Raw genomic sequence first — 21,162 nt, forward strand, 5'->3', positions numbered from 1 at the left:
CGACGAGCACCCGGCCCTCGCGCCGGGTGCCGGCCAGTCGGTCGCCGCGCGCGGACCGGCCGACGATCGCCGGGCCGAGCAGCAGCCCGACCGTCGCGGACGCCAGCAGGACCAGGTCGTGCAGGTGCCCGCTGAACAGTGCGAGGGTGAGCAGCAGCGCGAACAGCCCCACCCGGACACGGCGACGCCAGAGCGTGTTCATCGCCGAACTGGCCACCAGCACGACGCCGACCACCCAGGTGCTCGGGCCGACCGCGACGCCGATGTGCAGTCGCAGCCCCCAGTCCCAGTCGACCTGCCGCACCAGCACCGCCACCCCGAGGGCGACCGCCGTGCCGAGCACCTGGGTGGAAAGGGCCGCGACGGCGAACCGCCGCGAGCCGATCCGGTGCTCGAGCGGCGCGGCCACCAGCACCACGAGCACCGTCGTCGCCAGGTAGCCGACGACGCCGTCGGCCCACAGCCCGGAGGTCAGCGTCACCCACAGCCGGCCCTCCTGCAGCGCGACCACTCCCGCGGCGAAGTGCCGGTCGACGAGCTGCGACGGCCCCGACACGACGCTGGACGTGGCCAGCCCCAGGACCCAGATGCCGACCAGCAGCCCGAGGCTGACCGGCGCACCGGACGCCCCGGACCGGGCCAGGTCCGCCAGCCGCCGGGCCTGTCGGCCGGGGGCGGACGCCGCGACGCTCACGCGGTCGAGTCCGCTCACGAGGTCAGACCCAGCCGCTGTGCGAGCCAGCCGAGCTGACCCTCGAGCCCGGCCGACCAGACGGCAAAGCTGTGCCCGCCGGGCACCTCGACATATCGCACGTCCATGCCCGCCTTCCGTGCCGCCTCGTAGACCTTCCGCTGCCCGGGCTTGAAGTCCCGGTCGTCGCCGCCGACCACGAACACGCCCGCGGAGTCGGGGTACGCGTGGGCGGCCAGCAGGTCCAGCGGGTTCACCGCGGCGAACTTCGCCGCGTCGCCGCCGAACGCGGCGGCGAGGGTGCGGTCGCGGTCGCCGAGGGTGGGTTCCTCCTGCCCGGACAGGTCGAGGAACGTCGGGTAGCGCTGCGGGTGGTTGGTCGCCATCTGCAGCGCGCAGGTGCCGCCGTAGGACAGGCCGCCGATCGCCCAGGCGCGCGGATCCGCGTTCACCTGCAGGTGCGAGGTCACCCAGTCGGGCACGTCCTGGGCCAGGTAGGTCGCGACGTTGCCGAGGCTCGAGTCCACGCACAGCGGATTGCCGAACTGCGATCCGGTGGCGTCGGCGACCACCACAACCGGGGCGAGGCCGCCGTGTGCGGCCGCGAAGTTGTTCATCGTCTGCACCAGCTTGCCGCCGGCCAGCCAGTCCTGGGGCGAGCCGGGCTGCCCGGCGAGCAGGACCAGCACCGGCAGTACGGGCCGAGGGTCGGTGAAGTAGGCGGGCGGCAGGTAGACGACGGCGTCCCGGGCCCCGAAACCCGAGACGGTGCCCGGGATCGGCGCCGTGACGACGCGGCCGCCGGACGGCAGGTCCGCGGGCGGCTGCCACACCGACGCGAGCGGGGTCCCGGTCACCGGCTCGGGGGTCGGCGGCGGCACGTCGGCGAGGGCGATCCGGTTCGGGTCGGGCAGGCCCAGCGCGTCCCGCACGGTGGGGTAGGCGTCGAAGACGAGGTTCACCTGGGCCGCGGACACCGCGACCACCGCGACGGCGGCCAGGACGGCGACCGCCGAGCGCCGCAGCCGCCGGTCCGTGGCCACTCGCACCCCCGCCAGCAGCAGCGCCCACGCCCCGAACCCGATCCAGACGTAGATCTGGGTCTCGATCGGGTCCGGGAACGGCCGCCACCACCGCTCCACGACCACCCAGCCCACCAGGGTCAGCGCCAGGGCGACGGTGGCCGTGATCGGGACTGCGAGCCTGCGGTAGCGCCGTGTGTCGGCGGTCGGCGCGAACAGCAGCCACAGGCCGCCGACCACGCCGAGCGCGGCGAGAATCCACGGGATCGGACCGGAGATCAGTGACGTGCGCCACAGCCAGTCCACAATCTTCCCCCTTCGGCGGGTGTGACCTGCACAATATGCGGCGCCGACACGTGCCGCGCCCTCAACACCTTTACACCGCAATAGTTACTACTGCGAGTAGTACGCATTTGCGTCGGACGGTCCGTAGACTGGTCCCATGGCAGGCCTTGGTGAACTCGAACGAGCAGTGATGGACCACCTGTGGTCCAGTACCGAACCCCAGACCGTGCGGCAGGTGCACGAAGCCCTGGCCGCCCGGCGGGAACTCGCGTACACGACCGTGATGACGGTCCTGCAGCGTCTCGCGAAGAAGCATCTGGTGACCCAGCAGCGCGACGACCGTGCCCACCGGTACGCACCCGTGCACGGCCGCGACGAACTGGTCGCGAGCCTGATGGTCGACGCCCTCAAGCAGGCCGACGAGTCCCAGGGCCGCGCCGCCGCACTGGTGCACTTCGTCGGGCAGGTCAACGCCGACGAGGCCGCGGCACTGCGCGAGGCCCTCGCCGCACTCGAGGCCTCGGACGCCGCCAAGCGCGGACTCAGGAGCGTGCCAACGGGGACCGACCGCGCCAGCTGACCGCGCATGTCCGATGATGGGTAGGTCATGAACCCCACCACCGCGCTGGCGTTTGCCCTGACGGCCCTGCTCCTCGCCGGTCCGGTACCCGCCGTCCTCGCCCGTGCCGCCTGGCCGTACCGGGCGCCCCGCGCTGCCCTCGTGCTCTGGCAGGCGATCGCGCTGGCCGCCGTGCTGTCGGCCTTCAGTTCCGGCCTGGCGATCGCCTCGCGGCTGCTGGTCCCCGGACCGGACGGCCGCCCGACCACCGCACCGCTGGAGGAGATCGACGCGCTCGGCATGCCGTTGTGGCTGCTGTACGTGGTGGTCTTCGCGATCACCCTGTTCATCGGCGCCCGGCTGATCTTCTCGATCGCCTCGGTGGCGGTCCGCACCCGACGCCGGCGCGCGCGGCACCGGATGCTGGTGGACCTGCTGGACCGACGCGACCCCGAGCGCAGCCGCACCTCCAACCTGCGGGTGATCGAGTCCGCCGAGCCGATCGCCTACTGCCTCCCCGGGCTGCGGCAGCGGGTGGTGCTCAGCGAAGGCACCCTGGCGAACCTGAGCCGCGACGAGGTCAAGGCGATCCTGATGCACGAGCGCTCGCACCTGCGGGCGCGGCACGACCTGGTCCTCGAGGCCTTCACCGCGGTCAACACGGCCTTCCCGCTCGTGGTGCGCAGCAAGTCCGCGCTCGGCTGCGTGCAACTGCTGGTGGAGATGCTCGCCGACGACTCCGCGGTCCGGGTCACCGGCCCCACTCCCCTGGCCCGCGCCCTGGTCGCGTGCGCCGGGTCCAGCACCCCGGTGGGCGCGATGGCCGCCGGGGGCCCGCACACCCTCACCCGCATCCAACGGCTCTCCGACACCGAGTCCGCCACCTCGATCGCGATCGCCGCGTACCTCGCCTCCGTGGCCATCCTCGTGGTGCCGACCGTCGCGGTGGCAGCACCCTGGCTTACCGAACTGAGCCGACTTTTCAACGTGTGAATGCCATCTTCGGCCGGCAGTAGTCCACGTCACAACACCTCTGACGTGTAGTTTTTCCTTTTCTGCCGTACAGTGGACAGCGGCCGCACACGTGGCCCGATTCGACAATCGATCGAATCCGCTAATTTTCAGGCACTAGCCATTCACTCCGAGCCCGCCATATTGGCCAGGTTCGGCAGGCATGACGTGCCAGGCTCGTCTCTTTGCGTGCTGCATGACAGCTCGCGCTCCGCGACGCGCCCGATGTCCGGAGAGGTATCCGCGTGACCAACGCTGTCCAAATGTCTTCTGCTGCCCAAGATGAGGCCGCAGTTCCCACCCCCGACGAGGCCGTCACCGTCGCAGCCCCCGAGGCTGCCGCCGACGAGGCCGCCACCGTCACCTTCGCCGAGATCGGCCTGCCCGCGGCGGTCGTCACCGCGCTCGCCAAGAACGGCATCACCGTGCCGTCCCCCATTCAGGCCATGGCCGTCCCGGACGCCATCGCCGGCCGAAATGTGCTCGGCCGCGCGCAGACCGGCTCCGGCAAGACCCTCGCCTTCGGCCTCCCGATGCTGGCCCGCCTCTCCCAGCACGAAGACCGCCCCGCCGCCAAGCGCCCCCGCGCCCTGGTCCTGGTCCCCACCCGTGAGCTCGCGATCCAGGTCGTCGACTCGCTGTACCCGTACGCCTCCGCGGTCGGCGTGAACGTGCGCGCCGCCGTCGGCGGTATGCCGTTCACCAAGCAGGTCGAGCAGCTGCGCCGCGGCGTCGACATCCTCGTCGCCACCCCGGGCCGCCTCGGCGACCACCTGCGGCAGGGCACCTGCATCCTCGACGAGGTCGAGATCACCGCCCTCGACGAGGCCGACCAGATGGCCGACATGGGCTTCCTGCCCGAGGTCCGCTCCATCCTCGACGCGACCCGCGCCGACGGTCAGCGCCTGCTGTTCTCGGCCACCCTCGACCGCGAGGTGCAGTCGCTGGTCCGCCAGTTCCTGGCCGACCACGTCACGCACTCGACCGAGGACGGCAAGGCCAGCGTCGACACCATGGAGCACTACGTGCTGCTGGTCGAGCGCGGCCAGAAGGACGTCGTGCTCGCCGAGATCGGCGCCCGCGAGGGCCGCACCATCATGTTCGCCCGCACCAAGCTGGGCTGCGAGGGCATCACCGACCGCCTGCGCGCGGTGGGCATCCCCGCCGAGTCGCTGCACGGCGGCAAGGCCCAGAACCAGCGCACCCGGGTCCTGGACCGGTTCAAGACCGGCCGCACCCCGGTGCTGGTCGCCACCGACGTCGCTGCCCGCGGCATCCACGTCGACGGCATCGACCTGGTCGTGCACGTCGACCCGCCGGCCGACCACAAGGACTACCTGCACCGCGCCGGGCGCACCGCCCGCGCCGGCGAGAAGGGCACCGTCGTCGCCATCGTGCTGCCGAACCAGCGTCGCCTGGTCCGCAAGCTCACCGGCATGGCCGGTGTCGACGCGACCGCCGTGAACGTCGCCCCGGGTTCGGAGGAACTGGCCAACATCACCGGCGCGAAGGCGCCGAGCGGTGAGCCGGTGCGCGAGCCGGCCTTCAAGAACGACCGCCGTGAGCGTTCGTTCGGTGACCGTCCCCGTCGTGACGGCGGCGGCTACCGCGGCAACAACGACAGCGGCGGCTACCGCGGTGATCGCCCGCAGCGCAGCTTCGGTGACCGCCCGCAACGGTCCGAGGGCGGCTACCGCGGCAACAGCGAGAACCGTTCCTACGGCGACCGCCCCCAGCGCACCGAAGGTGGCTACCGCGGCAACAGCGAGAACCGTTCCTACGGCGACCGCCCGCAGCGCACCGAAGGTGGCTACCGCGGCAACAGCGAGAACCGTTCCTACGGCGACCGTCCCCAGCGCACCGAGGGCGGCTACCGCGGCAACAGCGAGAACCGTTCCTACGGCGACCGTCCCCAGCGGTCCGAAGGTGGCTACCGCGGCAACAGCGAGAACCGTTCCTACGGCGACCGCCCGCAGCGCACCGAGGGCGGCTACCGCGGCAACAGCGACCGCCCCCAGCGGTCCGAAGGTGGCTACCGCGGCAACAGCGAGAACCGTTCCTACGGCGACCGCCCGCAGCGCACCGAAGGTGGCTACCGCGGCAACAGCGAGAACCGTTCCTACGGCGACCGTCCCCAGCGCACCGAGGGCGGCTACCGCGGCAACAGCGACCGCCCCCAGCGGTCCGAAGGCGGCTACCGCGGCAACAACGACCGCAGCGGCGCGAGTGCCGGCGCCGGTCAGTCGGGCGGCTTCCGCAGCCGCACCGAGCGTCGCTCGTACGACGGATTCGACGGCCCGCAGCGCGATCGCTGACCCCGAAGCCTGACTTCAACCAACACCGACAGCGCCGCCGTCTGCCCAGTGCAGGCGGCGGCGCTGTCGCGTGTGTGGGCGCCGTCCACCACACGCGTGAGCGGCCCGCCCATTTCACACGACGAGACCTCAACTTTCGTTCACGCGACGGGCAGGGAAAGCTGTAGCCCATGACCGACAACAACTCCTCGACAGCCCGCGCCCAGATCGGCGTCACCGGACTCGCGGTGATGGGCTCGAACATCGCCCGCAACTTCGCCCGCCACGGCCACACGGTGGCACTGCACAACCGCAGCGTCGCCAAGACCGACGCGCTGATCGCCGAACACGGCGGCGACGGCGACTTCGTCCGCACCGAGACCGTCGAGGAGTTCGTCGCCGCGCTGCAGAAGCCGCGCCGCGTGCTCATCATGGTCAAGGCCGGCGAGGCCACCGACGCGGTGATCGAGGAGCTGGCCGCCGCGATGGAGACCGGCGACATCATCATCGACGGCGGAAACGCCTTGTACACGGACACGATTCGACGCGAGGCGTCGCTGCGCGAGCGCGGCCTGCACTTCGTCGGCGCCGGCATCTCGGGCGGCGAGGAGGGCGCGCTCAACGGCCCGTCGATCATGCCGGGCGGGCCGAAGGAGTCCTACGAGTCCCTCGGACCGCTGCTCGAGTCGGTGGCCGCGGTCGTCGACGGCACCCCCTGCTGCACCCACATCGGCCCCGACGGCGCCGGGCACTTCGTCAAGATGGTGCACAACGGCATCGAGTACGCCGACATGCAGCTCATCGGCGAGGCCTACAACCTCTTCCGCGACGCGCTGGGCCTCGACGCCGGCGAGATCGCCGACGTGTTCACCGAGTGGAACGCCGGGACCCTCGAGTCCTACCTGATCGAGATCACCGCCGAGGTGCTCCGTCAGAAGGACGCCAAGACCGGCCAGCCGCTGGTGGACGTGATCGTCGACGCCGCCGAGCAGAAGGGCACCGGCCGCTGGACGGTCAAGTCCGCGCTCGACCTGGGTGTCCCGGTCACCGGCATCGCCGAGGCCGTCTTCGCCCGCGCGCTGTCCGGCTCGCGGACCCAGCGTGCAGCCGCCCAGGCGCAGGGCCTGGCGGCCGGCACCCTCGGCGACAAGCCGACCGACGTCGCCCAGTTCACCGAGGACATCCGCGCGGCCCTCTACGCGTCGAAGATCGTCGCGTACGCCCAGGGCTTCGACCAGATCGCCGCCGGCAGCGCCGAGTACAACTGGGACCTGAAGCCGGCCGACCTCGCCACCATCTGGCGCGGCGGCTGCATCATCCGGGCGCAGTTCCTCAACCGGATCAAGGAGGCCTACGACGCCGACGCGACCCTGCCGAGCCTGATCCTGGCCCCGTACTTCCGCGAGGCCATCGAGACCGGCATCGACAGCTGGCGCCGGGTGGTGGCGACCGCGACGATGCTGGGCATCCCGGTGCCCGGATTCGCCTCCTCCCTCTCGTACTACGACGGCCTGCGTGCCGAGCGCCTGCCCGCCGCCCTCACCCAGGGCCAGCGTGACTTCTTCGGCGCGCACACCTACGAGCGCACCGATCGTCCGGGCAAGTTCCACACCCTCTGGAGCGGCGACCGCTCCGAGGTCGAGGCGTAGTCACCACGCCGTAGTCCGAGGTACCCGGGAGCAGCGCCGCTCGGCGCTGCTCCCGGCCCCGGAATCACCCGTGGCAGAATCGCCCGACTCAGGACGCGATCCGGCCACCCGGCGGCGGGCCCAGCAGGGGCTGGACGATGGTCGAGTCGATCGCACCCTCCCACGGCAGCCGGCCCTCACAGTCCGCCCACACCGCCTGCACGGCCGTGACGTCGCCGTACAGGCGCTTGGCGGTCAGCAGCCAGCCCTCGCATTCGCGGACCGGCACCATGCACAGGTCCAGCCCACCCGCGCTCACCCGCTCACCGGCGACGAATTCGCTGCCCTCCCATATCCGTTCGGCCAGGTCGTCGAGGACCTCCGCGGACTGGTCGGCGACCCGGCCGGTGATCACCAGCTCGGCGCGCCCCAGTGCGGTCAATCCCACCGTGTAGCAGAACGCCGGATGCACCCCGCGTTCGTCCACCGCCGACTCCACGTACTGCAGGGCCCACCCGTACTGCTCGATGGTGCGCTCGAGGTCGCGCCGCACCTGGCTAGGCGTCTTTCCGTTGCAGATGTCGCACATGATCGTCCTCCCAGAACCACGGTCGAAGATACGTTCGAGATTCATGGTGCACCCGACCACCGACATGTTTCGGCCGCGCCGCAACAACCGGCGAGGCGAGCACCGACTCCGTCGGCCCCCGGCGGTAGTGTCGGCGGTACGCGGACACATGGAGGTGCATGGTGAAAGACGACGCCGTCAGGACCGAGATCGACACGGATGCCGGGATCGGCACCGTCACGCTGAGCCGTCCCGGGCAGCGAAACCCGTTGTCCACCTCCGCGATGCGTCAGGTGACCGCCGCGCTGCGCGAGTTCGCCACGAACGAGTCGGTCCGAGTCGTCGTGATCACCGCCGACGGGCCGGTGTTCTCCGCCGGCCACGACCTGTCCGAGATGATCGACCGCACCCTCGACGACGAGCGGGCGGTCTTCGACGTGTGCACCGAGATGATGAACACCGTGCAGCAGATACCGCAGCCGGTGATCGCCGCGGTCCAGGGTCCGGCGATCGCCGCCGGCTGCCAACTGGCGGCGTCGTGCGACCTGGTGGTCGCCGCGTCGACCGCGGTGTTCGGGACACCGGGCGTGCGGATCGGACTGTTCTGCTCGACGCCGATGGTCGCGCTCAGCCGCGCGGTCGGCCGCAAACGGGCGATGCAGATGCTGCTCACCGGGGAGACCGTCGACGCCCACACGGCCGCCGACTGGGGTCTGGTCAACATCGTCGTCGAACCCGCCCAACTGGACACGCAGACCCGAAAGCTGGCCGCGAGGATCTCCGACGCCAGCCCGCTGACCCTCCAGATCGGCAAGCAGGCGTTCTACCGCCAGATCGACGTCCCCCAGGACGAGGCCTACAAGCTGATGAGCGAGACGATGGCCGCCAACGCCGTCACCTGCGACGCGCAGGAAGGCATGAGCGCCTTCCTCGCGAAGCGCAAACCCGTGTGGCGGGGGAAGTGAGCGGGCTCACCGGAGCAGGAACTCCAGGGCCACCCGCTCGAACGCCTCCTTCGCCTCGACCATCACCCAGTGTCCGCAGTTCGGGAACACGTGCAGCTCGGCGTTGGGCATCAGCCGCATCGGGATCATCGGCATGTCCGGCGGGCACTGACGGTCGTCGAGGCCCCACGTCAGCAGGGTCGGGCACTGCACCTTGTGCATCATCGACCAGTACGGCGGCGCGTCCGAATTCGCCATCGCCTGCTGCTGCGCGGCAAATGCCTTGGAGCCGTACATCGCCGCGAGCGTCTTGTGGGACGCCGGGTCGGCGGCGCTCTCCCACCGTTCCTCGATCCGTTCCTCGGTGATCACGGCCCGGTCGTAGACCATGCACTCGAGCCAGCGAACCAACTTCTCCCGGCCGGGGCTGTCCGCGAACTCCTGCAACAGCCGCGTTCCCTCGCTCGGGTTCTGACTGAAGATGTTCGGCCCCACCCCGCCGATGGTGACGAGCCTGCTCACCCGCTCGGGATGCCTCATGGCCAGGTTGACCCCGACCACGCCGCCCATCGAATTGCCGACCATCGCGGCCGACTCGATGCCCAGCGCGTTCATGAAGCGGATCACCGCCGAGCCCGCCGTCAGCACCGGATGCCCGTCGACGGGATCACTCACGCCGAATCCGGGAAACTCGAGGATGTAGCAGTGGAAGTGCTCCGCGAACACGTCCAGGTTTCCCCGGTAGTTTCGCCAGCCACTGACGCCGATCCCCGAGCCGTGCAACAGGATCAACGGGGGCCCCTCCCCCGCCTCGTGGTACCGCAGCACCCCCCGGTCGGTTGCGACTTCCCTCTTGGTCCCCTCGTACGTCACGTCCATTTGCGCGATGCTAGAAGACGTCGCGGATCGCCGGGAGGGATTGGCGGACAATGCGCGACCGATCAGCCCAGCCGCCTCCCCCACGCCGCGAACGCGTCGTCGAAGACGTCGGATTCACACGGGTGCGGCGCATCGCCGTAAGCACAGTCGGGATACCCGGCGACCAGATCGGAGAGGGGCACGTCGCAGCACTGCGCCAAGATCCCCCGAAGCAGGTCCGCGACGGACCACCGGTCGACCGAGCCGGGCGCGACGCCGTCTGCCTCGTACTCGGTCGCGAGATCCCTGTGACTCCAACGGAACTCGTGCACCGCGACGGCCTCGGGATTGAAGGCAAGGGCACGGTCGAGAGAGCCGCGCAGCACCCCGTGCGGGTCGACCTCACCGAGCAACCCGGGCGTGCCGGCCGCGGACGCCTTCTGCATGACGAACATCCAGGGCTTGCCGTCGGGGAACAGCCCGCCGAGGCCGGCCACGTTGAACGGCAGGTGACTGCTCAGGAAGTCGGACTCGACGCCCACGTCCTGGTCCGCGCCCAGCTCGACGAAATGCCCCGACGCCACCTCGTGCCCGCGAGCCTCGTCGGCCCACGTGTTGTTCCACACGTTGGTCATCCGACTGCCGTCCGGGAACCCGAGGACCTCGAAGAGGTGCGCCATCGTCAGAACTCCATGTCGAACGCGGCGACGATGCCGCCGACGAGCACCGATGCGGCCTGGGCCGAACTCGCCAGCACCACTCGGCTGGTCTCGAAGTTGAGCCCGTCCGAGTCGTCGACGGGCGCGCCGGTCTCCTCGACCAGCGTGACCTCCAGTTCCACCCGGGAATCGGTGCTGGTCCGGACGGAGATCGTCAGTCCCATCTCCAGGTCGGAGAAGGTCTGCAGGGAGTTCTCCGGGTGGAAGTCGGCGGCGGCCCGGAACAGGAACGTGGCCAGGCGTTCGGCGAAGCCGTCACCGGCGGGCCGCGCCAGGTACCAGGTGAACCGGTCTGGACTGAGGAATCCGACGTCGAAGACGAGCCGCTGCCCGTCGGTCCCCAGCGTGCGCGGCGGAACCACATGACTGCGCAGGAACAGCGCGGCGCCGCCGTAACCGGGCAACCGAAACTCGGTGCGCACTGCACGTCCTCCCCACTGAAGGTGAATGACTCCACCGTCCGGGTTCATCAGACACCGTGTGGCACGCCGGGACGCCGCGACACACCGGCAACCGGTACGCGCCGCCCACCCGACGGTGCATCCGTTTCCGACTGGCAACACCGATACCCGACCGCGAAAACCCGGCGACACCCGGCGATCCCGGGTGTAACGTCCCGGATGCCGCGCAGCACACGCCCGGCGCCGCCGGCCACCGGCACACGACCGAGGAGGTGAGACCCATTACCGCAATGACAGGTCGGGTGCTCTCTCCAGAACGGTCCACACCTCTCAGGTGACCGCGAGAGCCCCGTTCGGTATCCCCGAAAGGCTCCTCATGTCGACTCCTGTGTCATCGGCAGTCCATGCCGTCGTCCCGCCGCTCCCCACCGTCGTCTCGACCCTCCGCTCCGCCGGCTGCGTCTTCGCCGAGGACGAGGCCCGACTGCTCGTCGACGCCGCCTCGAACCCAGACCATCTCGCCGAGATGGTCGACCGCCGGGTCGGCGGGCTACCCCTCGAACACGTCCTCGGCTGGGCGGAGTTCTGCGGGCTGCGGGTGGCCGTCGACCCCGGGGTGTTCGTGCCCCGCCGGCGCACCGAACTGCTCGTCCGCGCGGCCGCCGCGCTCGCCCCGTCGCGGCCGGTGATCGTGGACCTGTGCTGCGGGTCGGGGGCGGTCGGGGTCGCGCTGGCCGCCGCGCTCGCGACCGCCGAGTTGTATGCCGCGGACATCGACGCCGCCGCCGCGCGGTGCGCCCGCCGCAACGTCGGTCCGCTCGGCGGCCACGCCGTCGAGGGCGACCTGTACGACCCGCTGCCGCCCGGCCTGCGCGGACGCATCGACCTCCTGGTCGCGAATGCGCCCTACGTCCCCACCGAGGCGATCGGGACGATGCCGCCGGAGGCCCGACTGCACGAGCCGACGGTCGCGCTGGACGGCGGCGCGGACGGCCTCGACGTCCAGCGCCGGGTGGCGGCGGGCGCCGCCGAGTGGTTGGCACCGGGCGGTCACCTGCTGATCGAGACCAGCGAGCGTCAGGCGGCGCGCACCGTCGACGCGTTCGGCCGCGGCGGGCTGACCACCCGGGTGGTCAGCTGCGACGACCTCGACGCCACCGTGGTGGTCGGCACCAGGCCGGCCGGCGGGCGCCGACCGTAGGTCACGGCCCGAGATAGGCGAAGGTGTCCAGCCGCGACCACTCGGGGTACTCGTGGTCCGCGAGCCGTCGCGTCCGGTGGTGCCACACCACGCGTCCGGCCGCGACGAGGACCAGGATGCCGAGCAGGACGAGCACGGGGATGTAGCCGGTTTCCATCGGAAGTCCTCCAGTGGCGGTGGTGGGTGGGTTGCCCGCGCGATGCGGTACCACCTCAGCGTCGGCCCCGCCCGCCACCGCGACCAGGCACCCTCGGGGTGAACAAATCCACCCCCGGCCGTCGGGTCCGACCCCCACCGACGGATGCCGTCCCTGCCCCCGGCGGGCGGTAACCTCACTGCATGCGCCCGGCGTGCGCCGCACGGATCCGTGTGGGCGCCGCGGGGCGGAGAAGATCATCGGAGGCAACCGCGTCATGTCCACTCCCGCCACGACCGGGCCCACGTTCGCCGACCTCGGCCTGCCGCCGCTGCTGGTGCAGTCACTGAACCGGGAGAAGATCACCGCACCGTTCCCGATCCAGACCGCGGCGATCCCCGACGTGCTCGCCGGCCGCGACGTGCTCGGCCGCGGCCCCACCGGTTCCGGCAAGACGCTGGCGTTCGGCCTGCCGATGCTGGTCCGGCTCGCCGGCGCCCCCAGCAAGCCGAAGCGTCCCCGCGGGCTGGTCCTCGCGCCGACCCGCGAGTTGGCCGCACAGATCGAGAAGGCGCTCGACGAGTCGGCGCTCTCGCTCGGGCTGCGGCTGGCCTGTGTGTTCGGCGGGGTGCCCACCAAGAAGCAGGCCGAGCGCCTCGCCCGCGGGGTGGACCTGTTGGTCGCCACCCCGGGCCGGCTGGCCGACCTGCTCGACCAGGGCGCCGTGTCGCTCGAGGACGTGCGGGTGACCACCGTCGACGAGGCCGACCACATGGCCGCCATCGGTTTCCTCCCCCAGGTCACCACGCTGCTGGACCGGACCGCGAAAGACGGTCAGCGCCTGCTGTTCTCGGCCACCCTCGACGGCGAGGTGGACRAACTGGTCCGCCGGTACCTGCGCGAGCCCGTGCTGCACTCCACCGCGTCGGCGGTCGCCCCCGTCGCCACCACCGAACACCACATGCTCTTCGTCGCCCGCGCCGACAAGCAGGCCGTGGTCGCGGAGATCGCCTCCCGCACCGGCCTGACGATCATGTTCGTGCGCACCAAGGAGGGCGTGGACGAGGTCGCCGAGCAGCTGCGGTCGGTCGGGGTGGTGGCCGGCGCCCTGCACGGCGGCAAGACCCAGAACCTGCGCACCCGCACGCTGGCCGCCTTCGCGGACGGCGAGACGCCGGTGCTCGTCGCCACCGACGTCGCCGCCCGCGGCATCCACGTCGACGACATCTCCCTGGTGGTGCACGTCGACCCGCCGTCCGAGGCCAAGGACTACCTGCACCGCGCGGGGCGCACCGGCCGGGCCGGCGAGTCCGGGACCGTGGTGACCCTGGTGACCGAGGACGAACGCGACGCGGTCACGCGGCTGACCCGCAAGGCGGGCGTCGACCTGGTGGGCGTCGAGGTCCGGCCCGGCAGCCGCGAGCTCGTCGCGCTCACCGGTGCCGCGGCACCGAGCGGCGTCCCCGTCCCGGTCGCCGAACCGGTGACCACGCCGTCCGCCGCCCCGCGGGGCCCGGGATCGCGCGAGCGTCGCCAGCGTCCCGGCGCGACCACCGTCCGCGGCGGATCTCGCCGCGGGTCCGGCGCGGCAACCCCCGGACATCGGCGCCGCGGAGGACGCTGACAGACATGACCGACCTGCCCCTGCTCGCCGTCGCCTGCGCGCTCGTGGGGGCACTGCTGTTCGCCTGCGGTTCGGTGGCGCAGCAGAGCGCCGCCGCCGACGTCGCCGAGGACGGCGCGCTGCTGAGCGAGCTGGTCCGCAAACCCCGCTGGTGGGCGGGCCTGCTCGGCGACCTCGGCGGCTACGTCTTCCAGGTGATCGCGCTCGGGCTCGGCTCGGTGCTGGTCGTCCAGCCGCTGATCGTCGCGACGCTGCTGTTCGCGCTGCCGCTCTCCGCCCGGTTCGCCGGCACCCGGATGACGGCCCGCACCTGGGTGACCGCCGCCGCGCTGGCCGTCTCGCTGGCGGTGTTCCTGGTGGTCGGGAACCCGACCGAGGGCGTCGAGGACGCGACGTTCGGGCACTGGCTGGTGCCGCTGGGACTCGTGGTGGGGCTGTGCGCGGCGGCCGTCGCCGCGGCCGCGACCCCGATCGCCGCCGGGCCGCGGGCACTGCTGCTCGGCTTCGCCAGCGGCGCGCTGTACGGCGTCGCGGTGGCGCTGACCAAACCGGTGCTCGGGCTCCTCGACCAGGGCCCGGAGGCGGTGCTCACGCACTGGCCGCTGTGGGCGCTGGCCGCGTCCGGGATCGCCGGCTTCTACCTGCAGCAACGCGCGTTCCACGCGGGCCCGCTGGCGGCGTCGTTGCCGGCGATCACCATCGCCGAGCCCCTCGTCGCCGCCTTCCTGGGGTTCGCGGTCCTGGGCGAGCGTCTGCGGGTGGCGGGCCCGGGCCTGGTGGTGATCGTGGTGGCGGTCGTGGTCATGCTGGTCACCACCGTCGCGCTGTCCCGCGCGCAGGCCCAGTCGAGCCCGCGCACGAGCGCCCCGGACCCGGTAGCGTCCTGACTGTGCGCTTCCTCGACGACCAGCAGCCGGCCTACGACCTGACCTACGACGACGTCTTCCTGGTGCCGAACCGCACCGAGGTGACGTCGCGGTTCGACGTGGACCTGCGCAGTTTCGACGGCTCCGGCACCACCATCCCACTCGTCGTGGCCAACATGACCGCGGTCGCAGGGCGCCGGATGGCCGAGACCGTCGCCCGTCGCGGCGGCATCGTGGTGATCCCGCAGGACATCCCGGCCTCCGCGGTCGCCGAGACCGTGAGCTTCGTCAAGAGCCGGCACCTGGTGGCGGACACCCCGGTGACCCTGGGCCCCGACGACTCGGTGTCCGACGCGCTCGCGCTGCTGCACAAGCGGGCGCACGGCGCCGTGGTCGTCGTCGAGAACGGCCGTCCCGTCGGCGTGGTGACCGAGGCCGCGTGCGCCGACGTGGACCGGTTCGCCCGGCTGCGCGCCGTCGCCGCCACCGACTTCGCGACCGCGCCGGTGACCGCGTCGCCGCGTGAGGTGTTCGAGGTGTTCGAGTCCCGGCACGACCCGATCGTGGTCGTCGTCGAGGCGGACGGCACCCTCGCCGGGGTGCTCACCCGAACCGGAACCATCCGCGCCGGCATCTACCAGCCGGCGGTGGACGCGAACGGTCGGCTACGGGTCGCGGCCGCGGTCGGCATCAACGGCGACGTCGCCGCGAAGGCCGCCGCGCTCGTCGTCGCCGGCGCGGACCTGCTGGTGATGGACACCGCGCACGGGCACCAGCAGAAGATGCTCGACGCCCTGGCCTCGGTCGCCGCCCTCGACCTAGGGGTGCCGCTGGCCGCGGGCAACGTGGTCTCGGCGGCGGGGACCCGGGACCTGGTGGCCGCGGGCGCGGACATCGTCAAGGTCGGGGTGGGCCCCGGGGCGATGTGCACCACCCGGATGATGACCGGCGTCGGCCGGCCGCAGTTCTCCGCGGTCGCCAAGTGCGCCGCCGCGGCCCGCGAGCTCGGCGCGCACGTGTGGGCCGACGGCGGGGTGCGCCACCCCCGTGACGTGGCGCTGGCGCTGGCCGCCGGTGCGTCCAACGTGATGATCGGGTCCTGGTTCGCCGGCACCTACGAGTCGCCCGGGGACCTGCACGTCGACGAGGTGGGCAACGCCTACAAGGAGAGCTTCGGGATGGCCTCGAAGCGGGCCGTCGCCGCCCGCACCGCGGCCGACGGCGCCTTCGACCGCGCCCGCAAGGGACTTTTCGAGGAGGGCATCTCCAGCTCCCGAATGCGGCTGGACCCGGACCGACCCGGAGTCGAGGACCTGATCGACCACATCTGCGCGGGAGTCCGCAGCACCTGCACCTACACGGGCGCCCGAACCCTCGAGGAACTGCACGAGCGTGCCGTCCTGGGGGTGCAGTCGGCGGCCGGGTTCGCCGAGGGGCGTCCGCTGCCCGCGGGTTGGTGACCTGCGCGACTCGGGCGTGCGGCGGCGGGCGTCATCGCGCCCGGTGCCGGTAGAATGGCTGGGCTGACGCAACTCATGCGCCCGGTTTGACCGTATCCACCAGCAGTTTTCGACAGCCCGATCGGCAGCCGAAAGCAGCGGCGGGGACGGCGAGGCGGATCACCCGATCCGCCTCACCCGGGCATGACAGGAAGGACCACGGTGCCTGAGGCACCCACTACCGACATCGCCGACTCGGCCGAGTCCGGCGACGAGAGTTCCACTTCGGAGGGCTCTTCTACCGAGCCGGGCGACAAACCCGGCGGCACCATCTCGTTCCCTGCCCCCGTCCGGGGGCGATGATCCATGCAGACCGCACTCACAGTCCTCAGCGTTCTGGGCTTCCTGGCGCTGACCGCCGGCACCGCACTCTTCGTGGCCGCCGAGTTCTCGCTGACCGCGCTCGAGCGGAGCACCGTCGACGCGCACGCCCGTGACGGCGACCGCCGCGCCAAGCAGGTGCAGCACGCGCACCGGACGCTCTCCTTCCAGCTCTCCGGCGCCCAGCTCGGCATCACCATCACCACCCTGATCACCGGTTACCTGGCCGAACCGGTGCTCGCGACCTTCATCAACCCGCTCCTGCGGTTCCTGCGGGTTCCCGAGTCCGCGGCGGGCGGCATCTCCCTGGCCCTCGCGCTGATCCTGGCCACCTCGCTGTCGATGGTCTACGGCGAGCTGGTCCCGAAGAACCTGGCCATCGCCCGGCCGCTGAGCACCGCGCGGGCCACCGCCGGACTGCATGCCGGCTTCTCCACCGTCTTCAAGTGGGCGATCAACGGCCTCAACGGATCCGCCAACTGGGTGGTCCGCCGGCTCGGCATCGAGCCCGCCGAGGAGTTGCGCTCGGCCCGCTCCCCGCAGGAGCTGGGCTCGCTGGTGCGCACCAGCGCCCGCCGCGGCTCGCTCGACCCGGCGACCGCGCTGCTGGTGGACCGCTCGCTGCGGTTCGGCGAACGCACCGCGGAGGAGCTGATGACGCCTCGGGTCAAGGTCGAGACCCTCGAGAGCACCGACACCGTGGCCGACCTGATCGACGCGGCGTCGCGCACCGGCTTCTCCCGGTTCCCGATCGTCGACGGCGACCTCGACGACACGATCGGCGTGGTGCACGTCAAGCGCGCCTTCACCATTCCGGCCGCGGGCCGGTCCACCACCCCGCTGGTCAACCTGGCGCGCAAGGTCCCGATCGTGCCGTCCAGCCTGGACGGCGACTCCGTGATGGAGCGCGTGCGGGCCGACGGCATGCAGGTGGCGCTCGTCGTCGACGAGTACGGCGGCACCGCCGGCATGGTCACCATGGAGGACCTGATCGAGGAGATCGTCGGCGACGTCCGCGACGAGCACGACGACCCGGAGATCGAAGTACAGCGCAGCGGCGACAGCTGGATCTGCGCGGGCCTGCTGCGGATCGACGAGGTCCGTCAGGCCACCGGCTACACCGCCCCCGAGGGCGAGTACGACACCCTGGGCGGCCTGGTGCTCGCGCACCTGGGCCGGATCCCAGAGGTGGGCGACGAGGTGGTGCTGCCCAATCCGATCGGGGAGGGCCGACCCGACGTCGCGGGCGGCTGGGTCGCCGCGGTGTCCGCGATGGACGGCCGCCGCATCGACCGCGTACTGCTGACCCCGCTGCCCGCGGAGACGATCGCGCAGCGGAAACCGCACCCCGACCATCAGGAAGGCGACGACGATGAGTGACCTGTTCGCGGTCCTGCTGGCGGTCCTGCTGCTGGCCGGCAACGCCTTCTTCGTCGCCGCCGAGTTCGCGCTGATCTCCGCGCGCCGCGACCGGCTCGAGGCGCTCGAGGCACAGGGCAAGAAGCGCGCGCGCACGGTGATCCGGGCCGGCGAGAACCTCTCGCTGATGCTCGCCGGCGCGCAGCTCGGCATCACCATCTGTTCGATCCTGCTCGGCCGGGTGGGCGAGCCGGCAATCGCGCACCTGATCGAGGTGCCGATGGAGGCGCTCGGGGTGCCCGCCGACCTGCTGCACCCCATCGCGTTCGGCATCGCGCTGGCCGTGGTGGTGGTGCTGCACATCCTGCTCGGCGAGATGGTGCCGAAGAACATCGCGATCGCGGGGCCGGAGCGCAGCGCGATGCTGCTGGTCCCGGCGCACCTGGCCTTCATCCGGTTGGCCAAGCCGCTGATCGCGTTCTACAACTACGCCGCCAACGCGTCGCTGCGCCTGCTGCGCGTTGAGCCCAAGGACGAGCTCGACAGCACCGTCTCCGCGCTCGAGCTCGCCGAGATGATCGGCGAGTCCCGCTCGGAGGGGCTGATCGACAAGGAGGAGCACCGCCGGCTCACGCAGGCGCTGCACACGGCCGGCCGCACCGTCGCGGACGTGCTGATCCCGCTGGACAAGGTGCGCAGCGTGCCGTTGACCGAGCGCGGCACCACCTTGGGCGCGGTCGAGCGGGCGGTCACCGAGACCGGCTACTCGCGGTACCCGGCGGTGCTGCCCGACGGCACCGTGGCCGGCTACCTGCACCTCAAGGACGTGCTCGACCAGGTGCTCGACGAGGAGGCCGGACCGGACACGGTGATCCCGCGCTCGGACGTGCGCGCACTGCCGGAGCTGCCGGTGCAGACCCCGCTGGACGAGGCGCTCTCGACGCTGCGCCGGGCCAGCAGCCACCTCGGCCTGGTGGTCGACGCGTCGGGCGCCGCCATCGGCATCGTGGCGCTCGAGGACCTGGTCGAGGAGTTCGTCGGCACCGTCCGGGACGGCACGCACCGGATCACCGACGTAGTCCCGGGGCAGCGAACGCCGTGACCGGAACACCGTCGGCCACCGGCGCGCCCGCACTGGGCGCGCCGGTGGCGCTCGCCGAGGAGGACTGGACCGGGCGCCGCGAGGCGCACCGGGCCCGGGTGGACGCGCTGATCGGCCCGCACCTCGAGCGCCGCACACGCGGGGACGCCCACCCGGTGCTGGACTTCCTGTTCACCTACTACAGCCTGCGGCCGGCGCAGCTGCGCCGGTGGCATCCGGGGTTCGGGGCGCGGCTCGAGGGCGACGCCGCCCGCGAGTACTGGGAGTACTCGGGCTACCGCCGGGTCGACGCGCCCGAGGGGTCTGTGTCCGAGCGGTCTGTGGCCGAGGTCAACCCGACGGTGCTCACACAGCGACGCTCGATGCTCGAGTTCACCGCCCGACTGTTGGACGCGACCGCGTCCCGGCCGGCGCAGCTGGGCTGTTTCGGCCTGCACGAGTGGGCGATGGTCTACCGCGGCGGCGACGAGGCGGTACGGCACTCGGGCACACCGCTGCGGCTCGGGCCGGGCGGCACCGACGCGGTGGTCGAGTCGATGAACCTGCGGTGCACGCACTTCGACGCGTTCCGCTTCTTCACCGACGACGCGGTGCCGCGCAACGAGATCCCGCTGCGACGCGAGGACCAGGCGGCCCGCGAGCAGCCGGGCTGCCTGCACGCCGGCATGGACCTCTACAAGTGGGCCTACAAGCTGGCGCCGCTGGTCGACTCCGAACTGACCGTCGACTGCTTCGAACTGGCCGTCGCCGCACGCGAACTCGACATGCGCGCCAGTCCGTACGACCTGAGTGCGCTGGGCTACGAGCCGGTGCCGATCGAGACGGCGACGGGGCGGGCGGACTACGTGCGGGCGCAGTCGGCGCTGGCCGAGCGGGCGGCGCCGCTGCGGGCGGCGCTGCTGCGGCGGTGCCGGGCGCTGCTGGACCTCCCCTGACTCGGGGAGTAAGGCAGATCGCTCCCGGTCACTGCCCCTGCGAGACCCACTCGATCGCCGCCGACTCGTCGGCGAGGGCGAAAGACCGCACCTCACAGGGCATCAGGAAGCTGATCAGGTGGATCGCCTTGCCGATCCACTCGTGATCGGTGACCAGTCCGATGCGGCCCCAGCTGCGCCGGGGCCGGCTCTCGAGTTCGGCGTCCTGCCAGAGTGCGCCCGCGGTGTAGCGACTCAGGTCGTCGCCGAGGACGTAGACGAGATTGACCTTCTCGTCGGCGGCGATCTTCGCGTCGATYGCCGGGTCGAGGACGTCGCGGTAGTCCTGCGCGGTCACGGTGCCGGTCGCCCGAAATCCCAGGGTGCCGTCGGGCAGGTTCTCGATGGCTTCGATCATGGGTCCACCGTCGCATACCTCACGCCGCAATGTGTCGTGGAGCACAGCGGGTCCTGAAACGAATCGTCGGCGAAAGTCGGCACGAATCCTTCACGATCGCAGGGTGAAGTTCACCCGAGAAGACATCGACAGCTCAGAACTCGACCGGCGCCGGTCGTTGTACGGCCCGCTCACCGAGGCGGTCCGCGAGCTCGTCGACGCCACCATCCGCACCGAGGTCGACGAGTCCGTCATCCGCGAGGTGCATGCGGAGGTCGCCGCCGCGGCGGCGAAGCTGCGCGCCAAGCAGCTCGACGGCGCGTTCGGCCTGCGGTTCACCACCGGCGGCGAGTCGTTCGCGTGGGGAAACGCCGGGATCGGGCTGCGCAACGCGCTCGCTCCCCCGCTCAGCGTCGAGTCCGACGCCTCCGGACTGCACTGGACCGAGGTGACCCTCGGAGCCGCCTACGAGGGCCCGCCCGGACTCGTGCACGGCGGGATCTGCGCGCTGGTGCTCGACCACCTGCTCGGCACCACCGCCAGCTCGATCGAACCGCGGTTCACCGGCACGCTGACCCTGCGGTACCGCCGCGGCACCCCACTGGGCCCGCTGCGCGCCGAGGCCCGCATCACCCGCAACGAGGGCCGCAAAACCGTTGTCAACGGGACACTCTCGGACGCGGGCGGCGTGACCGTCGAGGCCGAGGGCATCTTCATCGGCCCGGCCGCGGCGACGGCGTAGCGGATTCGATGCACGAACACG

The 21,162-nt window shown here is 71.7% G+C and carries 20 protein-coding genes and 1 pseudogene; 13 read left to right on the forward strand and 8 right to left on the reverse strand.

Annotated elements, in window-relative coordinates:
• Both AC1DU4_RS10070 and AC1DU4_RS10075 read right to left on the reverse strand, forming a co-directional pair.
• Positions 1–712, reverse strand: a pseudogene (locus AC1DU4_RS10070) (hypothetical protein); the annotation flags it as partial.
• Positions 709–2,019, reverse strand: coding sequence for an alpha/beta hydrolase (locus tag AC1DU4_RS10075; RefSeq protein WP_477839433.1), 1,311 nt, complete (start codon positions 2,017–2,019; stop codon positions 709–711). The gene AC1DU4_RS10075 and the pseudogene AC1DU4_RS10070, both read right to left, overlap by 4 nt.
• Positions 2,020–2,155: 136 nt before the next feature.
• On the opposite strand from AC1DU4_RS10075, the gene AC1DU4_RS10080 reads away from it, so the two are divergent.
• The 4 genes from AC1DU4_RS10080 (at position 2,156) to gndA (ending at position 7,511) form a co-directional block, all read left to right on the forward strand.
• Positions 2,156–2,578 carry a BlaI/MecI/CopY family transcriptional regulator gene (locus AC1DU4_RS10080; RefSeq protein WP_477839435.1) on the forward strand — a complete coding sequence of 141 codons (423 nt, stop codon included), beginning with the start codon at positions 2,156–2,158 and terminating at the stop codon, positions 2,576–2,578.
• A gap of 27 nt (positions 2,579–2,605) precedes the next feature.
• The gene (locus AC1DU4_RS10085; protein WP_477839437.1) at positions 2,606–3,550 is read left to right on the forward strand and encodes a M56 family metallopeptidase; all 945 of its coding nucleotides are present in this window, start codon (positions 2,606–2,608) and stop codon (positions 3,548–3,550) included.
• Between the two features lie 263 nt (positions 3,551–3,813).
• A complete protein-coding gene (locus tag AC1DU4_RS10090) occupies positions 3,814–5,883 on the forward strand; it encodes a DEAD/DEAH box helicase (protein WP_477839438.1) in 2,070 nt (689 codons plus the stop codon).
• Positions 5,884–6,053: 170 nt separating this feature from the next.
• Entirely contained in the window at positions 6,054–7,511 is a 1,458-nt protein-coding gene (gndA, locus tag AC1DU4_RS10095; RefSeq protein WP_477839440.1) for an NADP-dependent phosphogluconate dehydrogenase, read from the forward strand.
• Between the two features lie 88 nt (positions 7,512–7,599).
• Here the strand turns inward: gndA and AC1DU4_RS10100 are convergent, their stop codons facing one another.
• The gene (locus tag AC1DU4_RS10100) at positions 7,600–8,079 is read right to left on the reverse strand and encodes a DUF4262 domain-containing protein (protein WP_477839442.1); all 480 of its coding nucleotides are present in this window, start codon (positions 8,077–8,079) and stop codon (positions 7,600–7,602) included.
• 158 nt (positions 8,080–8,237) lie between these two features.
• On the opposite strand from AC1DU4_RS10100, the gene AC1DU4_RS10105 reads away from it, so the two are divergent.
• Positions 8,238–9,023 carry an enoyl-CoA hydratase gene (locus AC1DU4_RS10105; RefSeq protein WP_477839444.1) on the forward strand — a complete coding sequence of 262 codons (786 nt, stop codon included), beginning with the start codon at positions 8,238–8,240 and terminating at the stop codon, positions 9,021–9,023.
• Between the two features lie 6 nt (positions 9,024–9,029).
• On the opposite strand, the gene AC1DU4_RS10110 is transcribed toward AC1DU4_RS10105, so the two are convergent.
• The 3 genes from AC1DU4_RS10110 to AC1DU4_RS10120 form a co-directional block, all read right to left on the reverse strand.
• Positions 9,030–9,881, reverse strand: a complete 852-nt coding sequence (locus AC1DU4_RS10110; protein ID WP_477839446.1) for an alpha/beta fold hydrolase — start codon at positions 9,879–9,881, stop codon at positions 9,030–9,032.
• A 62-nt stretch (positions 9,882–9,943) separates the two neighbouring features.
• Positions 9,944–10,540, reverse strand: coding sequence for a hypothetical protein (locus AC1DU4_RS10115; RefSeq protein ID WP_477839448.1), 597 nt, complete (start codon positions 10,538–10,540; stop codon positions 9,944–9,946).
• 2 nt (positions 10,541–10,542) lie between these two features.
• Positions 10,543–11,001, reverse strand: coding sequence for a hypothetical protein (locus AC1DU4_RS10120; protein ID WP_477839450.1), 459 nt, complete (start codon positions 10,999–11,001; stop codon positions 10,543–10,545).
• Positions 11,002–11,356: 355 nt separating this feature from the next.
• Here AC1DU4_RS10120 and AC1DU4_RS10125 point away from each other — a divergent pair, with 355 nt between their 5' ends.
• Positions 11,357–12,181: a putative protein N(5)-glutamine methyltransferase gene (locus tag AC1DU4_RS10125; RefSeq protein WP_477839452.1), complete on the forward strand. Its 825-nt coding sequence runs from the start codon at positions 11,357–11,359 to the stop codon at positions 12,179–12,181.
• 1 nt (position 12,182) lies between these two features.
• Here the strand turns inward: AC1DU4_RS10125 and AC1DU4_RS10130 are convergent, their stop codons facing one another.
• On the reverse strand, positions 12,183–12,338 hold the full coding sequence (locus AC1DU4_RS10130) for a hypothetical protein (RefSeq protein WP_477839453.1): 156 nt from the start codon (positions 12,336–12,338) through the stop codon (positions 12,183–12,185).
• A 256-nt stretch (positions 12,339–12,594) separates the two neighbouring features.
• Here AC1DU4_RS10130 and AC1DU4_RS10135 point away from each other — a divergent pair, with 256 nt between their 5' ends.
• From AC1DU4_RS10135 to AC1DU4_RS10160, 6 genes are all read left to right on the forward strand, one after another.
• On the forward strand, positions 12,595–13,941 hold the full coding sequence (locus AC1DU4_RS10135; protein WP_477839455.1) for a DEAD/DEAH box helicase: 1,347 nt from the start codon (positions 12,595–12,597) through the stop codon (positions 13,939–13,941).
• A 5-nt stretch (positions 13,942–13,946) separates the two neighbouring features.
• Complete coding sequence (locus AC1DU4_RS10140; RefSeq protein WP_477839457.1) at positions 13,947–14,828, forward strand: DMT family transporter; 882 nt, start codon at positions 13,947–13,949, stop codon at positions 14,826–14,828.
• A 2-nt stretch (positions 14,829–14,830) separates the two neighbouring features.
• Positions 14,831–16,267: a GMP reductase gene (gene guaB1 / locus AC1DU4_RS10145; RefSeq protein WP_477839459.1), complete on the forward strand. Its 1,437-nt coding sequence runs from the start codon at positions 14,831–14,833 to the stop codon at positions 16,265–16,267.
• Positions 16,268–16,612: 345 nt separating this feature from the next.
• Positions 16,613–18,007 (forward strand): hemolysin family protein, encoded by a 1,395-nt coding sequence (locus AC1DU4_RS10150; protein ID WP_477839461.1) that lies wholly within the window; start codon positions 16,613–16,615, stop codon positions 18,005–18,007.
• Positions 18,000–19,088 (forward strand): hemolysin family protein, encoded by a 1,089-nt coding sequence (locus AC1DU4_RS10155; RefSeq protein ID WP_477839463.1) that lies wholly within the window; start codon positions 18,000–18,002, stop codon positions 19,086–19,088. Before AC1DU4_RS10150 ends, AC1DU4_RS10155 begins: the two co-directional genes overlap by 8 nt.
• Positions 19,085–20,023, forward strand: coding sequence for a 3-methyladenine DNA glycosylase (locus AC1DU4_RS10160; RefSeq protein ID WP_477839465.1), 939 nt, complete (start codon positions 19,085–19,087; stop codon positions 20,021–20,023). The genes AC1DU4_RS10155 and AC1DU4_RS10160 overlap by 4 nt, the downstream gene beginning before the upstream one ends.
• Positions 20,024–20,051: 28 nt before the next feature.
• Here AC1DU4_RS10160 and AC1DU4_RS10165 read toward each other — a convergent pair whose 3' ends face one another.
• Entirely contained in the window at positions 20,052–20,420 is a 369-nt protein-coding gene (locus AC1DU4_RS10165) for a SpoIIAA family protein (protein WP_477839467.1), read from the reverse strand.
• A 103-nt stretch (positions 20,421–20,523) separates the two neighbouring features.
• Here AC1DU4_RS10165 and AC1DU4_RS10170 point away from each other — a divergent pair, with 103 nt between their 5' ends.
• Positions 20,524–21,141, forward strand: coding sequence for a PaaI family thioesterase (locus tag AC1DU4_RS10170; RefSeq protein ID WP_477839469.1), 618 nt, complete (start codon positions 20,524–20,526; stop codon positions 21,139–21,141).
• Positions 21,142–21,162: the final 21 nt, after the last annotated feature.

Source organism: Rhodococcus sp. P4_F5 (assembly GCF_056401315.1).